The sequence below is a fragment of the Mycobacterium sp. genome (genome assembly GCF_049673265.1).
Classification (GTDB): Bacteria; Actinomycetota; Actinomycetes; order Mycobacteriales; family Mycobacteriaceae; genus Mycobacterium.
Genome location: NZ_JBATXN010000228.1, coordinates 1 through 19,079, shown reverse-complemented (window position 1 = coordinate 19,079; position 19,079 = coordinate 1). Strand labels below are relative to the sequence as shown.

Genomic DNA, 19,079 nt, shown 5'->3' with positions numbered 1-19,079 from the left:
GTGTAACCGTGTAGCACCCGTACGCCCGGCATCTCGGCGAGTTCGTGACGATAGCAGGCCTCTGCGGGGGTGCGTGCGTAATGCACGAACGCGATTTCGCCTGAGTGGCCTCGGTGGACCAGCGTGCGCAGCATCGCCATGACCGGTGTGATGCCGCTACCGCCGGAGACGAACAGAATTCGGCGGGGCGGTTGGGCCGGCAAGACGAAGTCGCCGCCGACGCCACTGAGCCCGACCACCATGCCGCGCCGGGCTCGCTCATACAGGAAAGTCGAGACCACCCCGCCGTCGTGATGTCCGATCGTTAGCTCAAGGTGTGCGCTGCCCTCGGCGTTGGCCGGGGAATAGCAGCGGGTGTGCCGGCGGCCGTCGATCTCAACGGTCAGGTTGACGTACTGCCCCGCACGAAGGCCGCGACCGGTGTCGCTGAACGCGTCGTTGGGCGCCAGCACGAGGGTGACGCTGCGCGGGGTGGTCCGTCGTACATCGACGACCTTCGCGCGGCCCTCGCCGCGCGTCCAGGTGGGGGCCAGCAGTTCGGTGTACCGGTCGACGCCGTGCGGACCGGTCAGCAGGTTGACCAGGTCGGAACCCAGTACCCGCTCTCTCAAAGTTTGGGTGAACATGTGTATACCGTGCGGCAGCATGCCCCAGTTCGTCAAGGGTTTCCGCAGCACTGTGGTAGGGTTCACACAGTGAACGACCGTACGCCTAGCTCACGCTCGCATCGGTCGGGCCGCGGGCGTACCCGGGAGAGCCCATCCCGGGAGGAGCGCAAAGAGGCGACGCGGCGAGCGATCATCGCCGCGGCGCTCAAACTGCTCGACGACCGCAGTTTCAGCGGCCTGAGCCTGCGCGAGGTGACCCGTGAGGCCGGGATCGTCCCGGGTGCGTTCTACCGGCACTTCGAATCGATGGAGGCCCTCGGGCTGGTCCTGATCGACGAGTCCTTCCGAACTTTGCGTGACATGCTGCGCGGTGCCCGTGCCGGCAAGCTCGACCCGAACCGGGTGATCGAGTCGTCGGTCGAGATTGTTGTCGCGAGCGTCACCGAGCGCCGTGAGCACTGGCGCTTCATCGGGCGTGAGCGCTCCAGCGGCGTCACCGTGTTGCGCTATGCCATTCGCACCGAATTCCGGCTGCTCACCTCTGAGCTGGCCACCGACCTGGCCCGGTTTCCGGGCCTGAACACCTGGAGCACCGAAGATCTCAACGTGCTGGCTGCTCTGTTCGTCAACTCGATGATCGTGATCGCCGAAGCGCTCGAAGACGCCCAATCGGCCGAGGCGATCGAAGAGATCCGGCGGACCGCGGTCAAGCAGCTGCGAATGATTGTGATCGGGATCAACGGCTGGCGCAGCAGTCCGTAAGCCGCGGCGCAATGATGGTGCCATGGGCATCAGAATGCGAGATCTGCTCGGCGGCGCGTTGCCGTCATTGCGCTACGAACCCACCGACAAGCGGCTTCGGATTGACCTGGACGGCGAGCCCGTCGCCGACACGGTCGACGGGCTGCTGGTCTGGGAACCCCGACGGGTGGTCCCGACCTATGCGGTGCCGGAGCGCGATATCTCGGCCCGGCTGGAATCGGCAGGCCGGGTTGACGAGCTCGCCGACTTGCCGGTCCTGGTCCCGACCAACCCGTTCACGGCGCACAGTTGTAGCGGAGAGATGTTCGACGTAGTTATCGGTGCGGCCAGGCGCCCGTCGGCGGCGTTCCGGCCGGACGACCCTGACCTGGCCGGTTACCTCACGTTCGACTTCAGCGCGTTCGACTGGCGCGAAGAAGACGAGCCAATCGTCGCCCACCCGCATGACCCGTTCAAACGCATCGACATTCTCGCCAGCAGCCGACACGTTCGGATCGAGTGGGAAGGCCGGCTACTGGCTGAGTCATCTCGGCCACTGCTGCTGTTCGAAACCTTGCTGCCAATCCGCTACTACCTGCCCCTCGCCGACGTCGTCGTCAATCTCGAGCCCACGGACACCGTCAGCTATTGCGCATACAAGGGCCGGGCGTCCTACTTCTCGGTGCCCAATGGTCCGGCCGATGTGGCGTGGACCTACCATCAGCCGCTGCACGAAGCCGAACCGGTCACCGACCTCGTCGCGTTCTTCAACGAGCGCGTGGACATCATCGTCGAAGGCGGCCGCTGACGGCATTGGCCACCTCGCGTCGCAAAGAAGGCAAGCTGGCCGACATCACCGGACCCGGCATCACCGACCGGTGGGGTGTGACGTGCACCGACCTGGGTGCGTCGGTAGTCGCGCCAAACGGATCGCTGGTGTCGGTGTTCGGAGACACCTTCTCGGGCAACAGGGTTGGCGACGGGGACTGGCGTTCGCCGGTGATCCTCATCGGCGCCGGCGACGCCAATCACCCGATCACCTATCACCGCGCCGGAGGTGGCGACCCCGAGTATGCACACCAACTGTGGCGCTATTCGCATCGCACCGTCACATCCGGTCGACCACGCCGCGGCATCAGCACGGTGATTCCGTCCGACCTGCTGCGGGTCGACGACACCCTCTATCTGCACGCGATCGTCAACCGGGGTTTCGGCAATGTGGTTTGGACCGAGATCTGGAAGTCCGACGACAGCGGCATCTCGTGGCAGCATCTGGGCGAAAGCGCGAAGTTTCCGGCCGACCTGCACAACGGTCACGCCCAGTGCTGGTCGTGGGACTACGACCCGGCCGACGGCTGGGTTTACATTGCCGCCACCGGTTTTCAGCGCGACAAAGGGATCATCCTTCGGCGAGTCCGGCCGGACAACATCGGCGATGTGGACGGGTACTCCGGATGGGGGCGAACCAACGGTCGCTGGTCGTGGGGCAAGGAGCCGACCCCGCTGACGCCCGACGGTGAAACTTGGGGCGAGCTATCGCTGCGGCGGCTGGCAAACGGCAAATGGATCCTGGGCGGATTTCTGTCATCCAAGTACGCCCTGGGCTATCGAGTCATCGACTCCCCCAACACAATACACAACGCGCCGCTGCAGGTCCCGGTCGTCGGGTGCGCGTGGGACGCCGAAGATCATGCCAACAACCGGGTCGCGCAGCTCTACGGCGGCTACGTCCTTGCGGGTTCGAGGCTCAACGTCGCCGGCGGCGTCGGACTGATGGTGTCACAGTGGAACACCGCGCACGGATGGCCTTACCGGGCAATGCAATTCCGCGCGACACTGCGTGACACGACTACGAGGGTCACTCCTCGACGTTGAACAGCGATTCGCCGTCTTCGGGGGTTCCGTCGATCTGCCCGCGGTGCACCCGGCTCGGGCGCACTTCGTCCACGTCCTGATCGTCCAACACATCGGGTTCCTCGGCGGCAAGCCTGTCGTCCAGCGATTCACCCTCTTGCTCTTCGCGTGCGGTCATCCCGAACTTGTCGGCCTCACTCCAGCCGTCCGGTGGGCCGACGACGACGTCGCCGTCATCGTTTCGGACCTCGTCGGAATCGGTGGCCTCACTCGGGCTCAGGGTGTAGTCCACTTGGGGATCGACATCGTCGCTAGCCATAGCCAACCGGTTGCCCTTGGGCCCCGGCTGCTAAACACCCCGTCCGGGCCTAGAATCCAGCGGGTAGCCGCCGCTGACTTTGAGGGTTTCGCCGGTGATGAACGACGCCTCGTCAGAGCAGAGATACAGCATGGCCGAGACCACGCTGGCGCTCGCGAACAATGTCGTCGACGAGTGCGTGTGGCAGGTCGGCGAGCGCGTTCTCGGTGTTCATCAGCCCGGGGGCGAGGAATCACGGCATGCCAGAGTGCAATTGATGACGCCCATAACATTCACGTCGAACAGTCCACGAATATCGGACCGAGACAGCACACCGAAGGGTTGGTTGTACTTCGTCAGATGGCGTCCGGCATTGTTGATCAAAACGTCAACCACCAAGCTTTTCGATCGCGCCGCCGCTGATCACCGAGGTCTTTCCGGAAAACCGCAACTGGCAACGGTAACGCCATTGTCCCCCCCGCTCGGGGGTTTACCCGCGCTACCGCGGCGCCCGCCACATCGGCCATAGGGTCGGGCCGCCACCGGGCACCACCATTTCGCCGGTCACCTCGAAGCCGAACCGCTCGTAGTAGGGGACATTTTCGGGCTTGCTGGACTCCAGATAAGCGGGGGCGTGTTCCGCGTCAACACGATCAAGGCGTGAGCGCATCAGCACCTGTCCGAACCCTTTGCCGCGCACGGTCACATCGCTGCCGATCACGGCCAGATACCAATGCGGTTCCTCGGGGTGATGGCGCTTCATCAGCTCGAGCAATCCGCCAAACTTGCGGCCAACTGACGGACGCAAACCGAAACCGCGGATGAACGACGGCACCATCATCAGTTGCTCGGTGATCGTCTGCTTCCAGCGCCCCGGCGGATCCCAGAGCGCTGCCGCGCCGATAGAACCGCCACTGGCCACTTCAACACCGCCACCGGCCAGGTGATGGTGTCGGGTAACGGCCCCGAAAAATCTCCACAGGTGCGCCGCCCGTGTTCTGTCGTCGGGCATGATCCACATAGCGACTGGATCGTCGTAGAAAGCGCGGCCGAGCACCTGGGCTAGCTCGCCGACGTCAGCCCTGCCGGCAGGTTTCGCGTTGATCGTCATTGATGGCCAGATTAGTCATCCCCGTTTCGGCACTGTGACGGTAGCGTCGCAAGGGTGTGGGATTTCGAAACGGACCCTGACTACCAGGAGAAGCTGGACTGGGTCGAAGAGTTCATGGTCAACGAGCTCGAGCCGCTCGACCTGGTCGCGCTCGATCCGTACGACAAGAAAAACGCCGAGACTTCTGCCATCCTGCGCCCGCTGCAGCAGCAGGTGAAGGACCAGGGATTGTGGGCCGCGCATCTGGGACCCGAACTCGGCGGCCAGGGCTATGGCCAGGTCAAGCTCGCGCTGCTCAACGAAATCCTCGGCCGGTCTCGCTGGGCCCCCTCGGTGTTCGGCTGCCAGGCGCCCGACTCGGGCAACGCCGAGATCCTCGCAATGTTCGGCACCGACGAGCAGAAGGCTCGCTACCTGCAGCCGCTTCTCGACGGCGAGATCACCTCCTGCTATTCCATGACCGAACCGCAGGGCGGCTCCGACCCCGGCATGTTCGTGACGACAGCCACCCACGACGGCGCTGGAAATGGGGACTGGGTCATCAACGGGGAGAAGTGGTTCTCCAGCAACGCCAGGCACGCGTCGTTCTTCATCGTGATGGCGGTGACCAAGCCCGACGCCCGCACCTACGACAAGATGTCGCTGTTCATCGTGCCGGGCGAGACGCCGGGCATCGAGATCATCCGTAACGTCGGGGTCGGAGGCGAATCAAGCAAGCACGGCTCGCACGGCTCCGGCCGCTACAACGACGTCCGGGTGCCGGCCGACCACGTGCTGGGCGGTGAGGGCCAGGCGTTCATGATCGCGCAGACCCGCCTAGGCGGCGGCCGCATCCACCACGCGATGCGCACAATCGCGTTGGCGCGCAAGGCCTTCGACATGATGTGCGAGCGCGCCGTGTCACGCAAGACCAGGCACGGCGCACTCTCGGACTTCCAGATGACCCAGGAGAAGATCGCAGACAGCTGGATCCAGATCGAGCAGTTCCGGCTGTTGGTGCTTCGTACCGCGTGGCTGATCGACAAGCATCACGATTACCAGAAAGTGCGCCGCGACATCGCTGCGGTCAAGGTCGCCATGCCCCAGGTGCTGCACGACGTCGCGCAGCGGGCTCTGCATCTGCACGGCGCGCTCGGCGTCTCCGACGAGATGCCGTTCGTCAAGATGATGGTGGCCGCCGAGTCGCTGGGTATCGCCGACGGCGCCACCGAGCTGCACAAGATGACGGTGGCCCGTCGAACACTGCGTGAATACGAGCCGGTGACGACACCATTTCCGTCCCAGCACATACCCACCCGGCGCGCGGAGGCACAGGCCAGGCTGGCCGAACGCCTAGAGCACGCTGTTGCGGAGTTCTAGCTATCGGCGGTGACGCGGTCGATGTGGGCCAGAAAATGGGTCAGCACGTCGTCGGGCGCTTCGAGTTGCGGCCAGTGCCCGATGTCGTCGGCGAGCATCACCACGTCGGGGTGGGGTATTACCTCGGCGTAGCGGCGCGCCATGTGCGCACCTGAATTGGGGTCGATTGGCCCGTCGATCAACCGCATGGGCACCGCGGTCTGGCGCATAGCACGCACCCATCGATTTCGATGCGTATAGCGGTCGTTGATGAAGCGGCCAACTTTGTGCAGCACCCGGCGACCGTCGTTGTAATCCAAGATCTGGTTGAACACATCCATCTTGTGCCGTGTGGGTTTGGTGTGAGGGCCGAACATCTCGCGCAGCGTCGGTTCCAGCAGTCGACGAGATAACGGGCTGTTCTGCAGATGGCTGAAGATGTCACCAAGCGGAGTCCGGGACATCAACTTCTGCGCTGCCCGCGGCGTGTAGGTCTCGACGAACATACCGCCGTTGAGCCAGGTGATCGAGTCGATGCTCAGCTCGCCATACGCACGTTGACCAAACTCGTGACGGGCCAACAGTTCCTGGCCCACGGAGTCACCGATGTCGTGGGCCAGGATGTGCGCGTTACCGATCCCCAGGTGAGCCAGCAACGCCTCGTGCATGTCTGCGTGGTCGTGCACCGAGTATTCGTAAGCGACGGGCTTTGCGGAGAAGCCCATGCCCAACATGTCGGGTGCGATGACGGTGAAACGCTGGGTCAATGTTGGCCAGATCGGTGCCCAGTCAAAGGAGTTGAACGGGTAACCGTGGATCAACAGAAGCGCAGGCCCACTGCCCTGCGCACGGTAGAAGACGTCGAAGCCGAGGTAGTCGAAGTGCTGCCCAGCGGCTAGCCAGGATGCCAGTTCAGCGTCCACGGCCTGAGCCTACGAGATGTAGCGAACGACGCTCTCGGCCACACACGCCGGCTTCTCCGACCCCTCGATCTCCACGGTCGTCGACACCGTCGCCTGCACCGCGCCATTGCCCAGGTCCTTAACGTCGACCAACGAGCTCTGGGCACGAACCTTCGACCCGACCGGCACCGGCGCGGGGAAGCGAACCTTGTTCAGGCCGTAATTGATGGCGAGCTTGATGCCGTTGACCGTGTACATCTGATGCTGGAGCCGCGGCAGCAGAGCCAGCGTCATGAAACCATGGGCGATGGTCTTGCCGAACGGCCCTTTCGCCGCCCGTTCGGGGTCCACATGGATCCACTGGTGATCACCGGTCGCATCGGCGAAGAGGTTGACGTCTTCCTGGGTGATGGTCACCCAGTCGCTGTGTCCGATGCTTTGCCCCTGGATGGCGGCGAGGTCGGCAACTGACTCGAAGGTACGCATTGTGTTCTCCTCTGGTTAGGTGCAGACGATAGTGCCGAGTTCATCTCTGCGGCGCCCGGGGTGGCGACAAGCGGTGGCGCAGCGCAGAGCGCCTGTCGCAGGATGGCTAGGTGAGGTTGCTACTTCTTGCCGACACGCACGTTCCGCGACGCGCGCGCGATTTACCCGCACAGGTATGGGAAGAGGTAGCGCAAGCCGACGTCGTCTTTCATGCCGGTGACTGGGCGACAACAGAGTTGCTGGACAACGTGACCGCGGAAGCTTCGCGGTTGGTGGCTTGCTGGGGGAACAACGACGGCCCCGCGTTGCGGTCGCGACTACCGGAACGCGCCGACGTGCAACTGGACGGGTTGCATTTCACGGTGGTACACGAAACGGGCGGGGCAGCCGGCCGCGAGACGCGGCTGTCGCGGCGCTACCCGGACACTGACGTCCTGGTGTTCGGCCACAGCCACATCCCGTGGGATAGCACGACGAGTACCGGGCTGCGGCTGCTCAATCCCGGCTCGCCGACGGATCGTCGCCGGCAACCGGCTTGCACGTACATGACCGCGAGCACCGTCGGCGGCCGATTGACCGACGTTGTCCTGCACCGCATCCAGCGATAGACCTGTCCAATTGCCTTGCAGCAGTGCAAATACCGACGTCACGAGGCCAACGACTCCCAATCGTTATCTTCGAGTCCGTGCCGTCGCTTAATCGTTAGCCAACCGCGACGTCACTCTCCGAAGCGTCAAACGGGAGTGGGCTGCATGCCGTGTTTGACTGCCTCCGACAGCTATTCGACCGCGTTATGCGGCAAATGAAAGTTGGGATGGGGTAAGAGCTATGAAGTTCTTTGAGAAGTTGCACGGCGCGGCGGCCCGTTTGCCGCGCCGACTGGCAATCGCGGCCGTTGGGGCAGCGTTGCTGGCCGGTCTGGTCGGTGCTGTCGGCGGCTCGGCGACGGTAGGTGCGTTCTCCAAGGCGGGCCTGCCGGTCGAGTACCTGCAAGTGCCATCGGCGGCGATGGGGCGCAACATCAAGGTTCAGTTCCAGGGCGGTGGACCGCACGCGGTCTACATGCTCGACGGGTTGCGCGCTCAGGACGATTTCAACGGCTGGGACATCAACACTCCCGCGTTCGAGGAGTACTACCAGTCGGGCCTGTCGGTGATCATGCCGGTCGGTGGACAGTCCAGCTTCTACACCGATTGGTATCAGCCGGCGTGCGGCAAAACCGGCTGCCAGACCTACAAGTGGGAAACGTTTATCACCCGCGAGCTGCCGACCTACCTGCAGGCCAACCGGGGCATTGCCCCGACCGGTAACGCCGCAGTGGGCCTGTCGATGTCGGGTGGCTCCGCGCTGATCCTGGCCGCGTACTACCCGCAGCAGTTCTCCTACGCGGGATCGCTGTCGGGCTTTTTGAACCCGTCCGAGGGCTGGTGGCCGACGATGATCGGTCTGGCGATGGGCGATGCGGGCGGTTACAGCGCCACCAACATGTGGGGTCCGACGAGCGACCCGGCGTGGAAGCGCAACGACCCGATGGTCCAGATCCCTCGACTGGTGCAAAACAACACCCGCGTTTGGGTTTACTGCGGTAACGGCACTCCGAATGACCTTGGCGGCGACAGCATGCCGGCCAAGTTCCTGGAAAGTTTCACGCTGCGTACCAACGAGCAGTTCCGCGAAAACTACGTGGCCGCGGGCGGCAACAACGGCGTGTTCAACTTCCCGACCAACGGGACGCATGACTGGGGTTACTGGAACCAGCAGCTGGTTGCCATGAAGCCCGACATTCAGCGGGTCCTAAGCGGCGGCCCAGCCGCCACCTGATCTACCCTCCGACGCATCGGCAGCAGCGTGCCCCCAGCGCTGCTGCCGATGCATTTCTACGGGCGCTAGTTCAGCAAAGCCCGGCGGTCCTGGTGGAAGTAGGTGTATCCAGTTGTCAACGCGCACACCACCGAAGCGGCGACCAGCATCCCGGTCCCGTTGACCACCAAGCTAATTCCGCCGCCTACCGTGGCGCCCACGACGAAGCTGGCGAACAGCAGGAAATAGCCGAGCCAATCCGACACGTCTCCACCTGCGATATGGCGTTCGATCCCCTGGCCCATCTTGACCAGCGTGCCGGTCACGTAGCTCAGCGGCGTCGACACCTCGCCATCCTTGACGAAGGACGTGTTCAACGCGCCAATTCCGAAGGCCACCAACCAGATTGGCGCGAAGTCGAGAAAGTTTTCTTCCCAGCCCTCATCGATGACGTCCACCACCGTGGCCGCCACCAGACTGACTGTGGCGAGCACCGTCGGCCCGTGCGGATGCGCGACCCAGAAATGCCGCCTGCACACAGACGCAACCACCACGCCGGCGACGAAGGCCACCATGAGCAGGCCAGCCGTCACCGAGAGCAGCACGTCGTCCCGGAAGTATCCCAGCACAGCGCGTTGCGCATTCCCGGTCATGAACGTCACAAAGTATCCGGCGGAATGGGTGAAGGCCGTCGCTCCCAGGACGCCGGCCAGTGCGGCCAGCACCCACGACAGCCGCGCTTCACTGTCGAATGTCTCACGCAGCATGCAGCCATGCTTTCATCACAACCGCAACACTCGCAGCGCGGCGACGGTAACTCAGACGGCACTCATATCAGTTGTTAACAAGCCTTGCGATCGACCGCAGCGGAATCGGCAGCCAGCCGGGCCGGTGCCGTGACTCATAACCGGTCTCATACACGGCCTTGTCCAGTTCATATGCCGCCAAGAGCAGCGCCGAATCGCGCGGATCGACACCGGATGCGGCCGCGTAGCCATCGCAGAACGCAGTGCGGTTGCGCTGTACCCATTCTCGGGCGCGCGCGGCGAGTTGCTTGTCGTCTGCATGATCGACCAGTGGTCCGTACGCGGCGTACTCATAGGAGCGCAGCACGCCGGCTACGTCACGCAACGCCGAATCCGGCGCGCGGCGCTCGTCCAGCGGCTGCCCGGGCTCACCTTCGAAATCGATCAACAGCCAGGACTCCGGTGTGCGTAACACCTGGCCAAGGTGCAGGTCGCCGTGTACCCGCTGGACGGTGATCGTCTGCTCGGCCAGCTTGCCGAAGCGCTGCTCGATCGCCTCCGCGTACTGCCCCAGCTCGGACACCGCTGCGACCGCCGACGACAACCGCGCCAACATCGTGTCGACCGGGAAGGGGGCCTGCGACGTGCCGAGGGCGTCGGCGAGCGTGGCGTGCACCGAGGCGACCGCTTCGCCGAGCCGATGGGACTCACCAGCGAAATCGCCGCCGACCTCATGGGCGTACAGATCACCCTCGGCGAACAGGTCGCGGACGCTGGCGGTGGCCATCGCCCAGCCTTCAGCGGCATTGGCCGCGTATTCGGTCGCCATCCCGAGCGGACAGGGGGCGTCGCTATCGGTGCCCTGCGCGGTCAGCTCGTAGCTGCCGAGCAGCCGGGCCACGTGTGGGTTGCGCGCCCGGCCGAGAACCCGGTTCAGCTCGATATCGGGGTTGATACCGGGGCTGACGCGGCGAAACACCTTGAGGATGGCCTCGCGCTCGAAGATCACGCTGGTGTTGCTCTGCTCGGCGTCGGACACCCGGGGCGACGCCTCCAGCGGCAGAGTGACGTCCGGCTCCTTGGCAAACGTCACGTCGGATCGGACGGCGGCCGTGTCCATCAGCGACAGTAAGAATTGCGCCGCCGGCGGCTCATACAGCGCGTCATAGGCGGTGCGGTCGTCGTCGGCGCCGATCGTGGCGACGGTGGTGTACTCGGGTACCGGCGCGGTGTCCCAGCTGACGATTACCTGATAGCGCTCCGCCGAGCCGTCGGTGTAACTGACGTCGACCAGTACCAGATCAAGGCCGTCCCGCAGGGTGACGACGTGGCTCGGCTCGGCGGTGGCGAGTTCCCGGCTCCGCCCGGCATACCAGCGTTGCTGAGGAAGCCATTCGGACCACGGCAAGTTCATTGCGTCTCCTCTGACTCGGCCAGCTCGAACCAGTAGAACCCGTGTCCTGGCAGCGTCAGTAGGTAGGGAAGTTGGCCGATCCGCGGGAACTCGACTTGTCCGGTCAGTTCCACCGGCGTGTAGCCGCTCCAATGTTGGAGGTTCAATTCGATGGGCTGCGGAAAACGCGACAAATTGTTCACGCAAAGCACCACATCGTGGTCGGCTTCGCGCACGTAGGCCAGCACTGACGGGTTGGATCCGCCCATTTCCTCGAACGTACCGATCGCGAACGCGTCATGCCTGCGCCGCACCGCCAACATCGTGCGTGTCCAGTGGAGCAGCGAGGTCGAGGTGTCGCGCTGGGCCTCCACGTTGACGGCTTGGTAGCCGTAGATCGGATCCTGGCTGGGTGGCACGTACAACCGGCCGGGATTGGCCGTCGAGAATCCGGCGTTGCGGTCCGGAGTCCACTGCATCGGCGTGCGAACTCCGTCGCGATCGCCGAGCCAGATCACGTCACCCATACCGATCTCGTCGCCGTAGTAGATGACCGGCGAACCGGGCAACGACAGCAGCAACGCGGTGAACAACTCGATCTGATCGGGATCTTTCTCCAGCAGCGGGGCCAGCCGGCGGCGGATGCCGACATTGGCCTTCATCCGCGGGTCCTTGGCGTATTCGGCGTACATGTAGTCGCGCTCGTCGTCGGTGACCATCTCCAGGGTCAGCTCGTCGTGGTTGCGCAAGAAAATGCCCCACTGCGCCATCTTCGGGATGGGCGGTGTTTGCGCCATGATTTCCGAGATCGGGAAACGCGATTCGCGTCGCACCGCCATGAAAATGCGTGGCATCAGCGGGAAGTGAAATGCCATGTGGCATTCGTCGCCACCGGTTTCGGGGTCACCGAAATACTCGACAACATCGCTTGGCCATTGATTGGCCTCGGCCAGCAACACACGACCGGGGAATTCGTCGTCGACGACCTTGCGGACCCGTTTGAGAAACGCGTGCGTCTCGGGCAAGTTCTCGCAGTTGGTTCCCTCCCGCTCGAACAGGTAGGGCACGGCGTCCAGCCGGAACCCGTCGATACCGAGGTCGAGCCAAAACCGCATGACGTCGAGCATTGCCTCCTGAACGGCGGGGTTGTCGTAGTTCAGATCCGGCTGGTGGTCGAAGAACCGGTGCCAGTAGAACTGGCGGCGAACCGGGTCGAACGTCCAGTTCGAGTCTTCCGTGTCGACGAAGATGATCCGCGCGTCGCCGTATTTGTCGCTGCTGTCGCTCCACACGTAGTAGTCGCCATAGGGTCCGTCGGGGTCGCGCCGCGACTCCTGGAACCAGGCGTGTGAATCCGACGTGTGGTTCATCACCAAGTCGGTGATGATCCGGATACCCCGCCGGTGCGCAGCATCGACCAGCTCGACGAAATCATCCACGGTGCCGAACTCCGGCAGCACCTTGTAGAAGTCGCGGATGTCGTAGCCGCCGTCACGCAGCGGCGAATCGTAAAACGGCGGCAGCCAGATGCAATCGACACCAAGCCATTGCAGGTAGTCGATCCGTTCGGTCAGGCCGCGCAGGTCACCAAATCCGTCGGCATTGGAGTCGTAAAACGCCCGAACCAACACTTCGTAGAAGACCGCGTGCTTGAACCACGTTGAATCGGCGGGCAATTCCCGGGCGTCGGGAAAATCGTCGGCGCTGGGATGTTCGACCACGCCGGCTTCGACGCGACTTCCCTCGGCAGGATCGTGCTCGACCGTGTCGTCTCTGTCGCTCGTCAAGTTCACGACCTTACACGTACCCGAGGCATCACATCGCAAACCATATGCACGCCAAACGAATTGAGCGCAGCTCAGCGAGCTGCGTTGTGCAGATCAGCCAGGCGGACCTGCCGCCAACCCCACGTTGACGGTTCGATTCTCCAACCCCACGGTGACGTTTTCGCCGGGGTGGTGCTGATCGAGAATGTTCGTCAGCGCGGTAGCGGAGTTGACCGGTTGACCGTTGACCGATGTGATCACGTCACCCGGGGCCAGCCCCGCGCCAGCGGCAGGGCCGGTCGGAATCACCTGCTTGACTACCGCGCCCGCACCACCGGCGGCGTCGTTGACACCGACACCGAGGAAGGCCGTCGGACCGATGTGCACGGTCGGGGATCCGCCACCGCCCTGGATCTGCCCGGCGATGGCCATCGCCTCGTTGATCGGGATCACGAAGCCTTGCCCGCCACCCAGGTGGTAGTTGGCCGACGCGGCGGTGTTCAGGCCGATCACCTGATTGGCTGAGTTGACGGTGGGCCCACCGGAGTCGCCGGGACGTATCCCCGCGTCGACCTGGATCAACCCATCCAGCGTTTCGGTGCTACCGGTCAGGGCGTCGGAGGCCGAGACAGTCTGGTTCAGCGCGACGACGCGCCCTTCCACCGCAGCGGGTGCTCCACCGGCACCGCCGGCGTTGCCCATCGAGACGATCGGCTCGCCGACGGCAACCGAGTCGGAGTTGCCGATGTTGGCGGGCTGCAGTCCGCCGCCGCCGAGCTGCAGTACCGCGATGTCATGGCTGCGGTCGAAGCCGATCACCGTGGCCGGAAAGGTCTGGCCATTGCCGATGGAACGCACGGTCAGGTCGGTCGCCCCGGCGATGACGTGATTGTTGGTAAGCACCGTGCTGGGACCGATCACGATGCCGGTTCCCGCGCCCACCGCACTCTGGTACCCGAGCTTGGTGTCGATGTCGACGATCGTCGGGCCGACCTGCCCGATGGCCGCGGTGGCGTCCCGCGGTGCCGGCGGCGTCAATGGCGAAGCGTGCGCGGGCGCTGTGCCCAGACCCAGCGCTACCACCGCGATCAGACTGAGCAACCACAGTCCCATCCGCGACCATTGTGGTCTTGGGCGGTGCGATTCGCTCATCCCATTACCTCCTGCATCGGTTCCAGCTCGATCAAGCTCGGATTGTCGCAGCGTCGGGGTTCCTACGCGCGATTTTGTTCACTACACCGTAACCGGGGTTTGCTCATCGGGCATCCCGGTCTCAAAGTTGCTGGATGATCGGCCGCTTCGACACGGGATCAAATATCCCCGAGCTCGTCGTGCCAAACGGACGATCATCAGGCGGTTCCCCCGCCCGGTGCGGCTGGCCACCCGGTAGCTTCATAGCTTCTGGCTGGCCGACAACCGACAGCAAAGGTGTCTTTTAAATGAGCGTGCTTGATTCATTCCGCCTTGACGACAAAGTGGTGGTCGTGACCGGTGCGTCGTCGGGCCTCGGCGTAGCGTTCGCCCAGGCGTTCGCCGAAGCCGGCGCCGACGTCGTGTTGGGTGCGCGCCGGGTCGACAGGTTGGCCGAGACTGCCGTGCTGGTCGAATCCGCCGGCCGCAAGGCGCTGCCGGTGGCCACCGACGTCAGCGTGCCTGAACAGTGCCAAGCGCTGATCGACTCCGCGATGCAGACCTTCGGCCGGGTCGACATCCTGATCAACAACGCCGGAGTGGGGTCCGCGCACCCGGCTACCCGCGAGACACCCGAGCAATTCCGCTCGGTGATCGACGTCAACCTCAACGGCGCTTACTGGGTGGCACAGGCCAGCGGACGGGTCATGCAACCGGGGAGTTCGATCATCAACATCGCCAGCGTCTTGGGCATCACCACTGCCGATCTGCCGCAGGCCGCCTACAGCGCCAGCAAGGCCGCGGTCATCGGGCTCACTCGAGATCTCGCCCAGCAGTGGGGCTCACGAAAGGGAATCCGAGTCAACGCGCTGGCGCCCGGATTCTTTCGGACCGAGATGACCGACGAGTACAAGCCCGGGTACCTGGAAAGCCAGGCGCATCGGCTGGTGCTGGGCCGACTCGGTGACCCGCGCGAGCTCGCCGCTACCGCCGTGTGGCTGGCATCAGCGGCCGGCGGCTATGTCACCGGGCAGACCATCGTCGTCGACGGCGGTCTGACGATCACCTAATAGGCTCAACGTTGTGGTCAACTTCGACCCCAAAGCCAGCTTCGCTCACGCGTCGGTAGCCCGGCTGGGCACCGTCGGCCCCGACAACACGCCACACCTGGTGCCGGTGGTCTTTGCGGTTCGCGACGACGTCATCTACACCGCTGTGGACGCCAAGCCCAAGACCACCCAACGTCTGCGACGGTTGGCCAACATCGAACGACACCCGCAGGTGAGCCTGCTGGTCGATCACTACGCCGATGACTGGACACAGTTGTGGTGGGTCCGTGTCGACGGCATCGCCGCGATACACCACGACGGCCATGTCCTGGAGATAGGGCACGACCTTTTGCGCGCGAAATACGCCCAGTATCAATCGGTTCCATTGAACGGCCCGGTGATTGCGGTCACGGTGCAACGTTGGAGTAGCTGGCACGCCTGAACGCGGTAGCGGCGTGAATCGAGAACCAAGTGGCTGTTGAGCGGTAGAAGGCGCCTCGCCCGCGACGGGCAACCGGTGGCATCGACCGTGCGCGTGCATTACCGGGACCTGTCGGACCCGACGGTTAGCGTCGCCGGTGTGAAGCAGGTGGTCAAGGTCCGGATGTTGCCGACCGAGGTGGAGGCGGCCGCGCTGGGGGCCACGCTCGGCGCCTGTAACGCGGCGGCGTCATGGTTGTCGGCCGAAATGCATAAGCAGCGGATGCGCAACAAGTTTGAGGCGCAGAAACGCTTCTATGCCGAGCTTAAGTCGCGGTTCGGGTTGTCGGCGCAGCCGGCGATCCGGGTGATCGGCAAGGTCGCCGACGCTTACACCACGCGCCAAGCCAACATCGACGCGGGCAACTACGGCCCACCCGGCTCACCGAAACGCAAGTCGGTGGCGGCTGCACCGATCGGGTTTCGCACCGATGGGGCTCAGCCATTTGACGCGCGGTGCCAGTTAGGTCGGCAGCAGCAAGCCTAACGGCAACCCCCACCACGGGACGGGCCAGAAACCCGTCTCCACAGCGACGGGTCCATGACTCTTGTGCTAGGCGGATGCGAGGGGAAAGGTGACTACCAGGGTCGCTGCCCCCCGCGCGGGAGTCAGCCAACCGATGCGGGCTCAAAGGAGAGACACGCCATGGCAGACAAGTCGAATGCTTCCCAAACCGCAGGAGCCGCCCCCGCCGTGGATGATCCGGCCGCGGTGCGCAACGTGGTGCTGGTCGGTCCATCCGGCGGCGGCAAGACCACCTTGGTGGAGGCCCTTCTGGTCGCCGCCGGCGTGTTGTCGCGACCCGGCTCCGTCGCCGACGGCACAACAGTCTGCGACCACGACGAGGCCGAGATCCGCCAGCAACGGTCCGTTGGTCTGGCCTTGGCGTCGCTGTTGCACGACGGCGTCAAGGTCAATCTGGTCGACACCCCGGGGTACGCCGATTTCGTCGGCGAACTGCGGGCCGGGCTGCGCGCCGCGGACTGCGCACTGTTCGTGATCGCGGCCAACGAGGACGTCGACGAACCGACCAAGTCCCTTTGGCAGGAGTGCAGCCAGGTCGACATGCCGAGGGCAGTGGTGATCACCAAACTCGACCACGCCAGAGCCAACTATCAAAATGCGCTCTCGACGGCCCAAAATGCGTTCGGCGACAAGGTTTTACCGCTCTATCTGCCTGCCGGCGACGGACTGATCGGACTACTTTCGCAGACCCACTACGAATACCAGGACGGGAAGCGGAGCACGCATTCGCCCGATGCGTCGTACGCCGATCAAATCGAAGAAGCGCGTGGCACGTTGATCGAGGGAATCATCGAGGAGTCCGAAGACGAATCGCTGATGGAACGGTACCTGGGTGGCGAAAAGATCGACGAATCGGTCTTGATCGACGATCTGGAGAAAGCGGTCGCCCGTGGCTCGTTTTTCCCGGTGATCCCGGTCTGCAGCACCACCGGTGTCGGGACCCTGGAGCTGCTGGAGATCGCTACCCGCGGATTCCCGTCACCGGCTGAACACCCGCTGCCCGAAGTCTTTACACCGCAGGGCGCGGCGTTCACCAAGGTGACCTGCGGCTCCGATTCGCCATTGCTGGCCGAGGTGGTGAAGACGACCTCAGATCCCTACGTCGGCAGGCTAAGCCTGGTGCGGGTTTTCTCCGGCACCATCCGGCCCGACACGACGGTTCATGTGTCGGGCCATTTCTCGCAATTCTTCGGGGCCGGCAACGGCACCGGCCACAGTCACCTCGATCACGATGAGGATGAACGCATCGGTGCGCTGTCCTTCCCGCTGGGCAAGCAGCAGCGGCCCGCGTCGGTGGTGCTGCCCGGTGACATGTGTGCGATCGGCCGGCTGAGCCGGGCGGAAACCGGAGACACCCTGTCGGACAAGGGTGAACCGCTGGTGCTCAAACCGTGGGTCATGCCGGAATCGCTGCTGCCGGTGGCCATTCAGGCACACGCCAAGACCGACGAGGACAAGCTGTCGGTCGGGCTGGGACGGTTGGCGGCCGAGGATCCGACACTTCGCATCGAGCAAAATCCGGAGACACACCAGGTTGTGCTGTGGTGTATGGGTGAGGCGCACGCCGGCGTACTACTCGATGCGCTGGCCAACCGCTACGGCGTCGCCGTGGATACCGTCGAGCTACGGGTACCGCTGCGGGAAACCTTCGCGGGCAAGGCAAAAGGCCACGGTCGACACGTCAAGCAATCCGGCGGACACGGCCAGTACGCGGTCTGCGACATCGAAGTCGAACCGCTACCCGAAGGGTCCGGTTTCGAGTTCGTGGACAAAGTGGTCGGTGGCGCGGTGCCGCGACAGTTCATCCCTAGCGTGGAAAAGGGCGTACGCGCTCAGATGGAAAAAGGCGTGCATGCCGGTTACCCCGTGGTCGACATTCGCGTCACGCTGCTCGATGGCAAGGCGCACAGCGTCGACTCGTCGGATTTCGCTTTCCAGATGGCCGGCTCGGTAGCGATGAAGGAGGCCGCGGCCGCGACCAAGGTGACTCTGCTCGAGCCGATCGACGAGATCTCGGTGCTGATCCCCGATGATCTGGTCGGCGCGGTGATGGGCGATCTATCCGGGCGTCGCGGCCGGGTACTGGGTACCGACACCGCCGGCAACGACCGCACATTGGTGAGAGCCGAAGTGCCGCAAGTCGAGCTGACTCGGTACGCCATCGACCTGCGCTCGCTGTCACACGGCGCAGCCTCGTTCACCCGCTCCTTTGCCCGGTACGAACCGATGCCGGAATCCGCTGCCGCCCGGGTGAAATCGTCGAACTGAGGGTCGGGCGCTATCCCTGCCACGGATGGTGGGCGACGTCTAACGTGCAACTCTGACTCAGTTATCCACAGTTGCCGGTTGATCCACAGATCGGGTGTTGTGTCTTTGGTCGGGGTGGAATTGTCGGCGTGGTTCATACCGTCGAGGTATGGGTTCAGCGATCGGAGCCGAGGCGGCGCGGGAACAGATCAGTGTCGCCCTCGATGCGATTGATGCTGCCCACGACGTGTTGCGTGCTACGTCTTCGGATTTGGTGGGTAACAGGTTTCGCGTCGTTGTGGCGCAGCGGTTGGAAACCCAGGAGCGCACCAACCGCGGGTTGATGTATCGGTATTTCGGGGAGATCGCCGACCCGCCCGACGAGGCGGAGTCCACCGCTGCGACGCGCTCGGCGCTGTGGGCGCGACTGCGCATCACGCCCAACGAAATCACCCGCCGGTTCAAACTCGCCGCCCGCATTCGGCCGCGCCGCTCGTTGACCGGTGCGCCGGTACCGCCGGAGCTGCCCGCTTTGGCGGCCGCGGTAGAACGCGGAGCTGTCGGCGAGGACCACATCCGGGCGGTCTGCCGCTCCGTCGACGT

At 64.2% G+C, this 19,079-nt stretch carries 22 protein-coding genes; 11 read left to right on the top strand and 11 right to left on the bottom strand.

Annotated elements, in window-relative coordinates; translation table 11 throughout:
• On the bottom strand, positions 1-626 hold a 626-nt coding region (locus WBF82_RS08195; protein WP_424382549.1), incomplete at its 3' end, for an FAD-binding oxidoreductase.
• A 69-nt stretch (positions 627-695) separates the two neighbouring features.
• Between WBF82_RS08195 and WBF82_RS08190 the strand changes: the two genes are divergently transcribed.
• From WBF82_RS08190 to WBF82_RS08180, 3 genes are read left to right on the top strand one after another with little or no spacing between them, the layout of a single operon-like run.
• Positions 696-1,370: a TetR family transcriptional regulator gene (locus WBF82_RS08190; RefSeq protein ID WP_424382548.1), complete on the top strand. Its 675-nt coding sequence runs from the start codon at positions 696-698 to the stop codon at positions 1,368-1,370.
• 22 nt (positions 1,371-1,392) lie between these two features.
• A complete protein-coding gene (locus WBF82_RS08185; RefSeq protein ID WP_424382547.1) occupies positions 1,393-2,157 on the top strand; it encodes a DUF427 domain-containing protein in 765 nt (254 codons plus the stop codon).
• Between the two features lie 5 nt (positions 2,158-2,162).
• Positions 2,163-3,224, top strand: a complete 1,062-nt coding sequence (locus tag WBF82_RS08180) for a DUF4185 domain-containing protein (protein ID WP_424382546.1) — start codon at positions 2,163-2,165, stop codon at positions 3,222-3,224.
• Here the strand turns inward: WBF82_RS08180 and WBF82_RS08175 are convergent.
• From WBF82_RS08175 to WBF82_RS08160, 4 genes are all read right to left on the bottom strand, one after another.
• Complete coding sequence (locus WBF82_RS08175) at positions 3,208-3,522, bottom strand: hypothetical protein (RefSeq protein WP_424382545.1); 315 nt, start codon at positions 3,520-3,522, stop codon at positions 3,208-3,210. The two genes, WBF82_RS08180 and WBF82_RS08175, sit on opposite strands and share 17 nt — an antisense overlap.
• Positions 3,523-3,552: 30 nt before the next feature.
• Entirely contained in the window at positions 3,553-3,654 is a 102-nt protein-coding gene (locus tag WBF82_RS08170) for a hypothetical protein (RefSeq protein WP_424382550.1), read from the bottom strand.
• Positions 3,655-3,735: 81 nt separating this feature from the next.
• The gene (locus tag WBF82_RS08165; protein ID WP_424382544.1) at positions 3,736-3,897 is read right to left on the bottom strand and encodes an SDR family NAD(P)-dependent oxidoreductase; all 162 of its coding nucleotides are present in this window, start codon (positions 3,895-3,897) and stop codon (positions 3,736-3,738) included.
• Positions 3,898-4,000: 103 nt separating this feature from the next.
• Entirely contained in the window at positions 4,001-4,612 is a 612-nt protein-coding gene (locus WBF82_RS08160; RefSeq protein WP_424382543.1) for a GNAT family N-acetyltransferase, read from the bottom strand.
• A 54-nt stretch (positions 4,613-4,666) separates the two neighbouring features.
• Between WBF82_RS08160 and WBF82_RS08155 the strand changes: the two genes are divergently transcribed.
• Positions 4,667-5,971 carry an acyl-CoA dehydrogenase family protein gene (locus tag WBF82_RS08155; RefSeq protein ID WP_424382542.1) on the top strand — a complete coding sequence of 435 codons (1,305 nt, stop codon included), beginning with the start codon at positions 4,667-4,669 and terminating at the stop codon, positions 5,969-5,971.
• On the opposite strand, the gene WBF82_RS08150 is transcribed toward WBF82_RS08155, so the two are convergent.
• Positions 5,968-6,873, bottom strand: a complete 906-nt coding sequence (locus WBF82_RS08150) for an alpha/beta fold hydrolase (protein WP_424382541.1) — start codon at positions 6,871-6,873, stop codon at positions 5,968-5,970. The two genes, WBF82_RS08155 and WBF82_RS08150, sit on opposite strands and share 4 nt — an antisense overlap.
• Before the next feature lie 9 nt (positions 6,874-6,882).
• Positions 6,883-7,338: a MaoC family dehydratase gene (locus tag WBF82_RS08145; RefSeq protein WP_424382540.1), complete on the bottom strand. Its 456-nt coding sequence runs from the start codon at positions 7,336-7,338 to the stop codon at positions 6,883-6,885.
• A gap of 110 nt (positions 7,339-7,448) precedes the next feature.
• Between WBF82_RS08145 and WBF82_RS08140 the strand changes: the two genes are divergently transcribed.
• Positions 7,449-7,946, top strand: coding sequence for a metallophosphoesterase family protein (locus WBF82_RS08140; protein WP_424382539.1), 498 nt, complete (start codon positions 7,449-7,451; stop codon positions 7,944-7,946).
• Between the two features lie 220 nt (positions 7,947-8,166).
• The gene (locus WBF82_RS08135) at positions 8,167-9,159 is read left to right on the top strand and encodes an esterase family protein (protein WP_424382538.1); all 993 of its coding nucleotides are present in this window, start codon (positions 8,167-8,169) and stop codon (positions 9,157-9,159) included.
• Positions 9,160-9,224: 65 nt separating this feature from the next.
• Here the strand turns inward: WBF82_RS08135 and WBF82_RS08130 are convergent, their stop codons facing one another.
• From WBF82_RS08130 to WBF82_RS08115, 4 genes are all read right to left on the bottom strand, one after another.
• Positions 9,225-9,905 carry a YoaK family protein gene (locus tag WBF82_RS08130; RefSeq protein ID WP_424382537.1) on the bottom strand — a complete coding sequence of 227 codons (681 nt, stop codon included), beginning with the start codon at positions 9,903-9,905 and terminating at the stop codon, positions 9,225-9,227.
• Positions 9,906-9,972: 67 nt separating this feature from the next.
• Complete coding sequence (locus tag WBF82_RS08125) at positions 9,973-11,298, bottom strand: maltokinase N-terminal cap-like domain-containing protein (RefSeq protein ID WP_424382536.1); 1,326 nt, start codon at positions 11,296-11,298, stop codon at positions 9,973-9,975.
• Positions 11,295-13,064 carry a maltose alpha-D-glucosyltransferase gene (gene treS / locus WBF82_RS08120; RefSeq protein WP_424382535.1) on the bottom strand — a complete coding sequence of 590 codons (1,770 nt, stop codon included), beginning with the start codon at positions 13,062-13,064 and terminating at the stop codon, positions 11,295-11,297. Before treS ends, WBF82_RS08125 begins: the two co-directional genes overlap by 4 nt.
• A gap of 93 nt (positions 13,065-13,157) precedes the next feature.
• The gene (locus WBF82_RS08115) at positions 13,158-14,195 is read right to left on the bottom strand and encodes a S1C family serine protease (RefSeq protein WP_424382534.1); all 1,038 of its coding nucleotides are present in this window, start codon (positions 14,193-14,195) and stop codon (positions 13,158-13,160) included.
• 287 nt (positions 14,196-14,482) lie between these two features.
• On the opposite strand from WBF82_RS08115, the gene WBF82_RS08110 reads away from it, so the two are divergent.
• The 5 genes from WBF82_RS08110 to WBF82_RS08090 form a co-directional block, all read left to right on the top strand.
• Positions 14,483-15,244: an SDR family NAD(P)-dependent oxidoreductase gene (locus WBF82_RS08110; protein WP_424382533.1), complete on the top strand. Its 762-nt coding sequence runs from the start codon at positions 14,483-14,485 to the stop codon at positions 15,242-15,244.
• A 13-nt stretch (positions 15,245-15,257) separates the two neighbouring features.
• On the top strand, positions 15,258-15,665 hold the full coding sequence (locus WBF82_RS08105) for a TIGR03668 family PPOX class F420-dependent oxidoreductase (RefSeq protein WP_424382532.1): 408 nt from the start codon (positions 15,258-15,260) through the stop codon (positions 15,663-15,665).
• Positions 15,666-15,803: 138 nt separating this feature from the next.
• Positions 15,804-16,190 carry a hypothetical protein gene (locus WBF82_RS08100; RefSeq protein WP_424382531.1) on the top strand — a complete coding sequence of 129 codons (387 nt, stop codon included), beginning with the start codon at positions 15,804-15,806 and terminating at the stop codon, positions 16,188-16,190.
• Between the two features lie 159 nt (positions 16,191-16,349).
• Complete coding sequence (locus WBF82_RS08095) at positions 16,350-18,497, top strand: elongation factor G-like protein EF-G2 (RefSeq protein WP_424382530.1); 2,148 nt, start codon at positions 16,350-16,352, stop codon at positions 18,495-18,497.
• A gap of 148 nt (positions 18,498-18,645) precedes the next feature.
• The coding region (locus tag WBF82_RS08090) for a DUF222 domain-containing protein (RefSeq protein ID WP_424382529.1) at positions 18,646-19,079 on the top strand (434 nt) is incomplete at its 3' end.